The organism is Streptomyces viridifaciens (assembly GCF_001888885.2).
GTDB lineage: Bacteria > Actinomycetota > Actinomycetes > Streptomycetales > Streptomycetaceae > Kitasatospora > Kitasatospora aureofaciens.
On the sequence record NZ_CP090841.1, the window covers coordinates 4,307,038 to 4,318,009 of the forward strand.

Genomic DNA, 10,972 nt, shown 5'->3' on the forward strand with positions numbered 1-10,972 from the left:
GAATCCGTTTTGGTCCAGCGGCGCCGACGCGTTAGCCTGGTCCGATGTGTGTGCTGGCGACCGGGTGTCGCCCCGGTTCCGCACGCACCAGCAATCACCTCTCGGAAGGACCCGGAGAGACATGCCTCCCAAGAAGAAGAAGGTCACGGGGCTTATCAAGCTCCAGATCAACGCCGGTGCGGCCAACCCGGCGCCGCCGGTCGGCCCCGCGCTGGGTCAGCACGGCGTCAACATCATGGAGTTCTGCAAGGCCTACAACGCTGCGACCGAGTCGCAGCGCGGCATGATCGTGCCGGTGGAGATCACGGTCTACGAGGACCGTTCCTTCACCTTCATCACGAAGACGCCGCCGGCCGCGCGCCTCATCCTGAAGGCCGCGGGCGTCGACAAGGGCTCCAGCGAGCCGCACAAGACCAAGGTCGCCAAGCTCACCAGCGCCCAGGTCCGCGAGATCGCCACCACCAAGATGCCCGACCTGAACGCCAACGACCTGGACGCGGCGGAGAAGATCATCGCCGGCACCGCCCGGTCGATGGGCATCACCGTCGAGGGCTGATCCTCCCGTCCCGCCAGGGACACCCACGGCTCAGCCGTCCCCCGTGGTAGGGCCTGCGCAGGCCCGTTGACTACCACAACTCCCATCACCATTCAGGAGCAGCAGTGAAGCGCAGCAAGGCTCTGAAGGCCGCGGACGCCAAGGTCGACCGCGAGCGCCTTTACGCCCCGCTCGAGGCCGTCCGCCTCGCCAAGGCGACCAGCACCACCAAGTTCGACGGCACCGTTGAGGTCGCCATGCGTCTGGGCGTCGACCCGCGCAAGGCCGACCAGATGGTCCGCAGCACCGTGATCCTCCCGCACGGCACCGGTAAGACCGCTCGGGTCCTGGTCTTCGCGACCGGCGAGCGTGCCGAGGCCGCGCGTGCTGCGGGCGCCGACATCGTCGGTGCCGACGAGCTGATCGACGAGGTCGCGAAGGGCAAGCTGGACTTCGACGCCGTCGTCGCCACCCCGGACCTCATGGGCAAGGTCGGCCGCCTGGGCCGCGTGCTCGGTCCCCGTGGTCTGATGCCGAACCCGAAGACCGGCACCGTGACCCCGGACGTCGCCAAGGCTGTCAACGACATCAAGGGCGGCAAGATCGAGTTCCGCGTCGACAAGCACTCGAACCTGCACTTCATCATCGGTAAGGCCTCCTTCACCGACGAGCAGCTGGTCGAGAACTACGCCGCCGCGCTGGACGAGGTGCTCCGCGCCAAGCCGTCCGCCGCCAAGGGCCGCTACATCAAGAAGACCGCGTTCTCGACCACCATGGGCCCCGGCATCCAGGTGGACCCGAACCGCACCCGCAACCTCCTCGTCGAGGAGGACCCGGCCGCGGTCTGAGCCCCAGCGCTCTAGAGCAGTCCGTACGGCGGGCCCGTACCCCCTTCACCGGGGGTGCGGGCCCGCCGTCGTTCGTCCCCGACCCCGCGGTGCGAACGGCCCGGAAACGGTTGCGGGATCGGGACACGGGCGGACGGGAACGGTTGACCAAGTCGTCGTACGCTCTGCCGGTCAGTTCATGTGGAGAATCCGTGACCGCCGGAGTGTGCCGTGCCGCCCGCCCTTCGCCCCGCCGCGCTCGCGGCGGCCCTCCTGCTGCTCGGCGCCGCCACCGGCTGCAGCATGCTGGCCGCCCCCGGCACCCAGGTCCCCGGTGAGCCGGCGCCGGTGCCGCCCAAGCAGGTGGTGCTCGCGGCCGCCCAGGCGCTGGACGACACCGGTGGCGCCCGGATCGAGGTGGTGCGGGAGGGCCCGGACGGCCGGCGCACCGCGAGCGGCACGCTGGTCTGGGGGGACCGCGACGAGGCCGCGCTGGCCGTCACCGACGAACTGGGCAGCGGACGGCTGACCCTCCACGACGGCGCGATCGACCTCGTCTACCAGGGCGCCGCGCCCAAGCACGCGGACCGCGGCACCGCGGAGTCGCTCGACCCGAAGGCCGGGATCGACCCCGGCGGCTACGCGGGCGGGTGGATGAGCACACTGGTCACCAACCCGGGCAGCCGGGCGTACGCGATGGCCCGGACCGACCGGCTCGGCTCGCTCGGCGGCGAACAGCTGGCCGGAGTGACCGCCGCCCACTACCGGGGCACCGTCCCGGTGGCCGACTACTTCGGCGCGGACGGGGAGCTGAGCACCCAGCGGCTGGCCGCGCTGGTCGACTGGTACCGGCAGCGCGGGGTCGCGCAGATCGGCTACGACGTCTGGGTCGGGCCCGGCCGGCGGCTGCTGAGGCTGCGCGAGACGGCGCGGGGGAGCGCCGGAACCACGGTGACCACGACGGATGTCTCAGTCCCCGGGGCGGGGGACACGGCGTCCGCCGCGGCCGGATGACCGCAGGGGGATATCCGGTGCGGATCGCTCCCGGCGATCCGTTAGAGTCCGCGTGAGAAGAAGCTGAGGATCGGCTCTTCCGAAGAACTTACGGGGGGTACTCCATGCGTGCCGTGCGTCTCGCCGCCACCGTCGCGACCGCCGCCGTCCTGCTGGCCGGCGCCACCGCCTGCGGCAGCAAGGGCGGCAGCGACAACAAGGCGGCCGCTGACACCAAGGACGCCGGGTCGGTCCCGGCCGGGCTGACCGCGGACCCGAAGGCCGCGCTCACCGCCGCCGCCCTGGTGATGCAGAAGGCCGGGAACGGCAAGGTCGCCATGACCTCCCCGGACCCCACCAGCCCGGGCGGCGCCGGCACCGTCGACTGGAAGGACCCGGGCAAGGTCGCCCTGGACGTGTCCAGCGACATGGACGGCAAGAAGCTCAAGATCCGGGTGATCGGCGCCGACGCCTACGTCGGCTCCGACGACGCCACGGCCCTGCAGGGGAAGCACTGGGTCAAGGTGCCCTCCTCGCAGGAGATGGGCGGCGCCTTCGTGGTGATGGGCCAGATGACCAACCCGGTCGCCCAGCTCACCATCGCCGCCGCGAGCGGCAAGCTGAGCAAGGTCGCCCAGGAGGGCGTCGACGGCGTCCAGACCACCCACCTGCGGGCGGTCGAGGAGACCGCCACCCTGGTGGCCGGGATGACCGCGCTCACGCCCGAGCAGCGCCAGTCCGTCCAGAAGACGCTGGAGGAGGACGGCAAGACCCTCACCGTCGACTTCTGGCTGAACGACAAGCAGGAGCTCGTCAAGTACCAGGAGTACGGCGACACCAACGGCGAGGCGAAGGCCGTCACCATCAAGTACTCCGACCTGGGCAAGGCCGGCAAGACCGAGGCGCCCGCCGCCGGTGACCTCGGCTCCCAGGCCGACCTCCTCAAGCTCTTCGGCTGATCCGGCCCGACGCTCGAACCGGCGCTGCGCCGGGACCGTCCGCAGCAACCACCGGCTACCGCCCCGGGCGCACCGCGCGTCCGGGGGTTCTCAAGGGGGGAACACCATGGCTGGAACCCGCAAGGCCGCCGTCGCCGTCGTCCTCGGCGCGTTGGCGCTGACCGCGACCGCCTGCAACGACAACAGTGACTCCGGCAAGAACGCCGCCCCGGCCGCGCCCACCACGGCCGCCGCCGCGACGACCCAGGCGGCCCCGCCGGCCAAGGTGAGCCCGGCGGTCTTCCTGGAGCAGGTCACCAAGAAGACCGGCGCGGCCAAGTCCGCCAAGGTCACCGAGGACATCGCCATCGGCAGCATCACCATGAAGGCCGACGGCGCCATGGGCTGGGGCGACGGTCTCCAGGGCGACATGACGATGGACATGTCCGGCATGCCGAATGCCGACAAGATGACCGCCAGCATGGGCGGCACGGCGTTCGTCTACCGGTTCGTGCCGGACGGCATGTACATGAAGCTCGGCGGCGATGCCCTGAAGGCGTCCGACGGACGGCACTGGGTGCACATCGGCTTCGACGACGTCGCCAAGATGCAGGGCGGCGGCACCGCGGCCGGCGGTGCGAGCACCGCCGACCAGTTCAAGAAGGCCGACCCCGTGGAGGGGGTGCGGACCCTGATCGCCTCCGGCACCGTGACCGAGGTCGGCCAGGAGACGGTGAACGGCAAGCCGGCCACCCACTACACCGGTGTGCTGAACGTGGCCAACATGGCGAAGGCCAACGGCGGCCTGACCCCCGAGCAGGTCGACCAGCTGAAGAAGTCGCTGGCCACCATGGGCATCACCAGCGAGACCATCGACGTCTGGGTGGACGCCGACCAGCTCGTGGTGAAGCGGACGGAGCAGGCCGACACCAAGGCCGGCGCGATGAAGGTCACCGTCACCTACTCGGACTACGGAACCCCGGTCGCCACGACCGCTCCGGACAAGTCCGACTCGATCGAGATCACCGAGCTGGCGAAGCTCGGCAAGGACGCGGCCGCCGCCGACAACAGCTGACCCCGGTCCCCGCTCCGGCCCCGACTCGTCCGACCGGTGGACGGGCCGGGGCCGCAGGGGTGCGACCAGGGGGCCGCCACCGGCGGATCCGGGTCCGGATGGCAAGGTGGCCCGGTGGGAGAGGAACGCACGATGGCGGGACGGCAGCGGCTGGCGGCACTGGCCGCCGTCGCCGTGCTCGCGAGCGGACTGACCGGCTGCGGCGGGGGCGATGTCGCGCCCGCCACGCCGTCCGCCGGGTCGAGCGCGAGCAGTGCCTCCCCGACCACCGCCACCCCGACCGGTCCGGCCAAGCCGACCGACCGCTCGCCGCACGGGGTGCTGCTCTCCGCCGAGCTGGCCATGCAGACCGCCCGCCGGGCCAAGGTCAGCTACCGGCTGGGCGCGGACGCCGGCTCCGGTCCGCTGTTCTGGGCGCCCAAGACCGCGCTGCAGATCAAGCGCTCCACCCCGGGGGACGCCGAGCAGCTGATCGTCGTGGACACCGTCGCCTACCAGGGTGGCGACGCCGCCACCGCGGCCAGGAACGGCGGCAAGCACTGGGAGCGCTTCACCGTCCCGCCCGACCCGGACGGCCACAAGGAGGTCCCGTACGCGGGGCTGATCGACCTGCTGAACCCGGTCGAGGCGCTGGCCGCGGCCACCGCAGACGGGGCGGAGGCGAGCTTCGTCGGCGAGGAGAAGTACGAGGACTCGACCGTCGAGCACTACCGGGTGACCACCACCGCCGAGAAGTACGCGGCGGCCCAGACCGCGCTGACCCAGGCCCGACGGGACAACCTGCGGGCCGCGCTGGCCCCCGGCGGCTCGATCTCGCTCACCGTGGACCTCTGGCTGAACGACAAGGACCAGCTGGTCCGGCTCCAGCGCACCGGCAACGGCGACAGCGGCCGGGCGGACGACTCGGTGCTCTACTCCGACCCGGCCGGCCCGCTGCTCTCGGCCCAGGCGCCGGCCGAGACGGACACCGTGGACACCGGCGTCCGGACCGTCTCCCCACTGGCCCGCTGAGCCGCTCCCGGCCCGCCCGGGTTCACCCGTCCGAGGGCGATTTGCGTCGTACGGACCGGTCCGGTTACTGTTGCCGAAGCCAAAGACCGCTGGTTGTCGCCGCGCCCGTCAGGGAGCAGGTGGCCGAAGGATCTGCGCTTCGTCGCAGGCAGCCCGCGCAGGTGTGTCTGGAGCTTCGACTTCCGGGTACCGCGTCCGCGCGGCCGCCCGTCGAGGTCGTCACGAGCCCCGTGCGCCTGCGCACCGGGGCTCATTGCATTTCGCAAGGGCTTTCCTTCCGTCCGGTCGGTTCGAGGCGTGAATGGTCGACTTTCGCGGTCGGCCGGACTTCGACATCACGGAAGGAGGCGTAAGCCTATGGCCAGGCCCGACAAGGCTGCTGCCGTCGCCGAGATCACGGACAAGTTCCGTGGCTCCTCCGCGGCGCTGCTCACCGAGTACCGCGGTCTCTCGGTGAAGCAGGTCAAGACCCTGCGTCGCTCGCTCGGCGACAACGCCGAGTACGCCGTGGTGAAGAACACGCTGACCAAGATCGCGGCCAATGAGGCCGGGATTTCGGAGCTCGACGACCTGTTCAACGGTCCGACGGCTGTCGCCTTCGTCACCGGTGACCCGGTGGAGTCGGCGAAGGCTCTGCGTGACTTCGCCAAGGAGAACCCCGCTCTCATCATCAAGGGCGGTGTCCTTGACGGCAAGGCGCTGTCCGCCGATGAGATCAAGAAGCTCGCGGACCTCGAGTCCCGCGAGGTGCTGCTCGCCAAGCTGGCGGGTGCCCTGAAGGCCAAGCAGTCCCAGGCTGCCGCGCTCTTCCAGGCCCTGCCGTCGAAGCTCGTCCGCACTGTGGACGCGCTGCGCGACAAGGTCGAGCAGGGCGGTGCCGGTACGCCGGCTCCCGCCGCCGAGGACGAGGCCGCGGAGTAATTCCGCAGGCTCACGCCTCGCTGCGGGCCCGTACGCCCGCCAACCCGTACATCCGGCACCACCTGCCGATTTAGTGGAAGGACGCCAATCATGGCGAAGCTGTCCCAGGACGAGCTGCTCGCGCAGTTCGAGGAGCTCACCCTCATCGAGCTCGCTGCCTTCGTGAAGGCCTTCGAGGAGAAGTTCGACGTCACCGCCGCCGCCCCGGTCGCCGTTGCCGCCGCCGGCGTTCCCGGTGCTGCCGTTGAGGCCGCCGAGGAGCAGGACGAGTTCGACGTCATCCTCGACGGTGCGGGCGACAAGAAGATCCAGGTCATCAAGGAGGTGCGCACCCTGACCTCCCTCGGCCTGAAGGAGGCCAAGGACCTCGTTGACACCGCTGGTGCCAAGGTCCTGGAGAAGGTTGCCAAGGACGTTGCCGAGAAGGCCAAGGCCGCCCTCGAGGGTGCCGGCGCCAAGGTCACCGTCAAGTGACTTCTCGCCCCCTCTGAGGGGCCTGAGGCCGGGCCGATCACCCTTGCGGGTGGTCGGCCCGGCCTTTTGCGTTCCCCCGGGGCAGGCCGGGCGGAGCGGCCGGGAACCACCGGTGTGGCCGATCGCTCACTCGGTACTGTCCGCGTCGAGGAGTATGGTGATCACCGTCGTCGACAGTGGTCCCGACCACGGCTTCTGTAACGCCGGGGGGCTCCGGGCCGATAGACGGGTCGAGGTCCGCGCCGCCGGCGGGCCCTTGACGAACCTGGCGAGGCGCGCGATTCTCAAGGCGCGAGTCCGCCCCGGTTGGTTCGCCGCTGGATGCATAACCAGTGGCTCCGGCGGGAAATGACTCCACGTGAGTTAGAGCAGTACCCGGTGGGCGTCCGCGCCCCCGGCTACCGGGAGGAGTCTCCGATTCGGTTTCCGAATCAGAGCTGGACAGCAGTGTGGCCTTTGGCTACACTGTCCCTTTGCGCTGCCTGTTAGCTGCTCCGTGACTCGTCGCCCGGAGTTTGCGTTGCCCTGAAGGGGTCTGGCACCGCCTCCGCAAAGCGGCTCTGACCTGGGACATCGACCCCGGCAGAGGCCATGGCGAGGTAGGCGGCTCCAAGCCCAAGCAGGCCCGGCTGGTACGCGCGTAGTGAGCTCCGAGCCCTCGGAAGGACCCCCCTCTTGGCCGCGCCGCGCAACGCCTCGAACAATTCCGCCGCATCCACCGCCCCGCTCCGCGTCTCCTTCGCGAAGATCAAGGAGCCCCTTGAGGTCCCGAACCTCCTGGCCCTGCAGACCGAGAGCTTTGACTGGCTGCTCGGCAACGCGGCCTGGAAGTCCCGGGTCGAGCAGGCGCTGGAGTCCGGTCAGGACGTCCCCACCAAGTCCGGTCTGGAGGAGATCTTCGAGGAGATCTCTCCGATCGAGGACTTCAGCGGGTCGATGTCCCTGACCTTCCGCGACCACCGTTTCGAGCCGCCGAAGAACTCCATTGACGAGTGCAAGGACCGCGACTTCACGTACGCGGCCCCGCTCTTCGTCACGGCCGAGTTCACCAACAACGAGACCGGTGAGATCAAGTCTCAGACGGTCTTCATGGGCGACTTCCCGCTCATGACCCACAAGGGCACGTTCGTGATCAACGGCACCGAGCGCGTCGTCGTGTCGCAGCTCGTCCGCTCCCCGGGTGTGTACTTCGACTCCACCCTGGACAAGGTGTCCGACAAGGACATCTACTCCTGCAAGGTCATCCCCTCGCGTGGTGCCTGGCTGGAGATGGAGATCGACAAGCGCGACATGGTCGGCGTCCGCATCGACCGCAAGCGCAAGCAGTCCGTCACCGTGCTGCTGAAGGCTCTCGGCTGGACCAACGAGATGATTCTCGAGGAGTTCGGCGAGTACGAGTCGATGCGCAACACCCTGGAGAAGGACCACACCCAGGGCCAGGACGACGCGCTGCTGGACATCTACCGCAAGCTGCGCCCGGGCGAGCCGCCGACGCGCGAGGCCGCGCAGACGCTTCTGGAGAACCTGTACTTCAACCCGAAGCGCTACGACCTGGCCAAGGTCGGTCGTTACAAGCTCAACCGCAAGCTGGGCAACGCCGAGTCGCTGGACTCCGGCGTGCTCACCGAGCCCGACATCATCGGTGCGATCAAGTACCTGGTGAAGCTGCACGCCGGTGAGACCGAGTGGCGTGACGAGACCGGCCGCGACATCGTGGTCGAGGTCGACGACATCGACCACTTCGGCAACCGCCGCCTGCGCAACGTCGGCGAGCTCATCCAGAACCAGGTCCGTACGGGTCTCGCCCGCATGGAGCGCGTCGTGCGCGAGCGCATGACCACCCAGGACGTCGAGGCGATCACGCCGCAGACCCTGATCAACATCCGGCCGGTCGTCGCCTCCATCAAGGAGTTCTTCGGCACCAGCCAGCTGTCGCAGTTCATGGACCAGACGAACCCGCTGTCGGGCCTGACCCACAAGCGCCGTCTGTCCGCCCTCGGTCCCGGTGGTCTCTCCCGCGAGCGCGCCGGCTTCGAGGTCCGTGACGTGCACCCCTCGCACTACGGCCGCATGTGTCCGATCGAGACCCCGGAAGGCCCGAACATCGGTCTGATCGGGTCGCTGGCCTCGTACGGCCGGGTCAACGCCTTCGGCTTCATCGAGACCCCGTACCGCAAGGTCGTCGACGGTGTCGTCACCGAGAAGGTGGACTACCTCACCGCCGACGAGGAGGACCGCTACGTCATCGCCCAGGCGAACGCCCCGCTGACCGCGGACCTGCACTTCGCCGAGCCGCGCGTCCTGGTCCGCCGCCGTGGCGGCGAGATCGACTACATCCCCGGCACCGAGATCGACTACATGGACGTCTCGCCGCGCCAGATGGTGTCGGTCGCGACCGCCATGATCCCGTTCCTCGAGCACGACGACGCCAACCGCGCGCTCATGGGCTCGAACATGATGCGCCAGGCGGTGCCGCTGCTGAAGAGCGAGGCCCCGCTGGTCGGCACCGGCATGGAGTACCGCTGCGCCGTCGACGCCGCGGACGTCATCACCGCCGAGAAGGCCGGTGTGGTGCAGGAGGTCTCGGCCGACTACGTCACCGTGGCCAACGACGACGGCACGTACACCACGTACCGCGCCGCCAAGTTCACCCGCTCCAACCAGGGCACCGCCTTCAACCAGAAGGTGCTCGTGGACGAGGGCGCCCGGGTCGAGGTCAACCAGGTGCTGGCCGACGGCCCGTGCACCGACGAGGGCGAGATGGCCCTCGGCAAGAACCTGCTCGTGGCGTTCATGTCGTGGGAGGGTCACAACTACGAGGACGCGATCATCCTGTCGCAGCGCCTCGTGCAGGACGACGTCCTCTCCTCGATCCACATCGAGGAGCACGAGGTCGACGCCCGTGACACCAAGCTCGGCCCCGAGGAGATCACCCGGGACATCCCGAACGTCTCCGAGGAGGTCCTCGCCGACCTCGACGAGCGCGGCATCATCCGGATCGGCGCCGACGTCGTCACCGGTGACATCCTCGTCGGCAAGGTCACCCCGAAGGGTGAGACCGAGCTGACCCCCGAGGAGCGCCTGCTCCGCGCGATCTTCGGCGAGAAGGCCCGTGAGGTCCGCGACACCTCGCTGAAGGTGCCGCACGGTGAGTCCGGCAAGGTCATCGGCGTCCGCGTCTTCGACCGCGAGGAGGGCGACGAGCTTCCCCCGGGTGTGAACCAGCTGGTCCGCGTCTACGTGGCCCAGAAGCGCAAGATCACCAACGGTGACAAGCTCGCCGGCCGCCACGGCAACAAGGGTGTCATCTCCAAGATCCTCCCGGTCGAGGACATGCCCTTCCTCGAGGACGGCACCCCGGTCGACATCATCCTCAACCCGCTGGGTGTCCCGTCCCGAATGAACCCGGGACAGGTCCTGGAGATCCACCTCGGGTGGCTCGCCAAGCAGGGCTGGGACGTCTCCGGTCTCGCCGACGAGTGGGCCCAGCGCCTCCAGGCGATCGGCGCCGACCGGGTCGAGGGCGGCACCAACCTCGCCACCCCGGTCTTCGACGGCGCCCGCGAGGACGAGATCACCGGCCTGCTGGACAACACCACCCTCACCCGTGACGGTGAGCGCCTGGTGAACTCCACCGGCAAGGCCCGCCTGTTCGACGGCCGCTCCGGCGAGCCGTTCCCGATGCCGGTCTCGGTCGGCTACATGTACATCCTCAAGCTGCACCACCTGGTCGACGACAAGCTGCACGCCCGTTCGACCGGTCCGTACTCGATGATCACCCAGCAGCCGCTCGGTGGTAAGGCGCAGTTCGGTGGTCAGCGCTTCGGTGAGATGGAGGTGTGGGCCCTCGAGGCGTACGGCGCCGCGTACGCCCTGCAGGAGCTGCTCACCATCAAGTCCGACGACGTGCTCGGCCGCGTGAAGGTCTACGAGGCCATCGTCAAGGGCGAGAACATCCCCGAGCCCGGCATTCCCGAGTCCTTCAAGGTTCTCATCAAGGAAATGCAGTCGCTCTGCCTCAACGTGGAGGTGCTGTCCTCGGACGGCCAGTCCATCGAGATGCGGGACTCCGACGAGGACGTCTTCCGCGCCGCCGAAGAGCTCGGCATCGACCTGTCCCGGCGCGAGCCGAGCAGCGTCGAAGAGGTCTGACGGAGGTCGGGCCGGCTCGCGCTTCTGAATCAAGCAGAGTGCGCAG

Annotated in this window: 9 protein-coding genes; all 9 read left to right on the top strand. The window is 69.3% G+C overall.

Annotated elements, in window-relative coordinates; genetic code table 11:
• The first annotated feature begins 121 nt into the window (after positions 1-121).
• The 9 genes from rplK (at position 122) to rpoB (ending at position 10,926) form a co-directional block, all read left to right on the top strand.
• Positions 122-556, top strand: coding sequence for a 50S ribosomal protein L11 (rplK, locus tag BOQ63_RS26385; protein WP_030290442.1), 435 nt, complete (start codon positions 122-124; stop codon positions 554-556).
• A gap of 104 nt (positions 557-660) precedes the next feature.
• Positions 661-1,383: a 50S ribosomal protein L1 gene (rplA, locus tag BOQ63_RS26390; protein WP_030290441.1), complete on the top strand. Its 723-nt coding sequence runs from the start codon at positions 661-663 to the stop codon at positions 1,381-1,383.
• Positions 1,384-1,593: 210 nt separating this feature from the next.
• Positions 1,594-2,376 (top strand): hypothetical protein, encoded by a 783-nt coding sequence (locus BOQ63_RS26395; protein WP_030290440.1) that lies wholly within the window; start codon positions 1,594-1,596, stop codon positions 2,374-2,376.
• A gap of 104 nt (positions 2,377-2,480) precedes the next feature.
• Positions 2,481-3,314, top strand: a complete 834-nt coding sequence (locus BOQ63_RS26400; RefSeq protein ID WP_033355164.1) for an SCO4651 family lipoprotein — start codon at positions 2,481-2,483, stop codon at positions 3,312-3,314.
• A 106-nt stretch (positions 3,315-3,420) separates the two neighbouring features.
• Positions 3,421-4,368, top strand: a complete 948-nt coding sequence (locus BOQ63_RS26405) for an SCO4651 family lipoprotein (protein WP_050366728.1) — start codon at positions 3,421-3,423, stop codon at positions 4,366-4,368.
• Between the two features lie 132 nt (positions 4,369-4,500).
• A complete protein-coding gene (locus tag BOQ63_RS26410) occupies positions 4,501-5,379 on the top strand; it encodes an SCO4651 family lipoprotein (RefSeq protein WP_030557923.1) in 879 nt (292 codons plus the stop codon).
• Between the two features lie 357 nt (positions 5,380-5,736).
• The gene (gene rplJ, locus BOQ63_RS26415; protein ID WP_030290437.1) at positions 5,737-6,300 is read left to right on the top strand and encodes a 50S ribosomal protein L10; all 564 of its coding nucleotides are present in this window, start codon (positions 5,737-5,739) and stop codon (positions 6,298-6,300) included.
• A 90-nt stretch (positions 6,301-6,390) separates the two neighbouring features.
• On the top strand, positions 6,391-6,774 hold the full coding sequence (gene rplL, locus BOQ63_RS26420) for a 50S ribosomal protein L7/L12 (protein WP_030290436.1): 384 nt from the start codon (positions 6,391-6,393) through the stop codon (positions 6,772-6,774).
• A gap of 675 nt (positions 6,775-7,449) precedes the next feature.
• Entirely contained in the window at positions 7,450-10,926 is a 3,477-nt protein-coding gene (gene rpoB, locus BOQ63_RS26425; protein WP_030290435.1) for a DNA-directed RNA polymerase subunit beta, read from the top strand.
• The last annotated feature ends 46 nt before the right edge of the window (positions 10,927-10,972 follow it).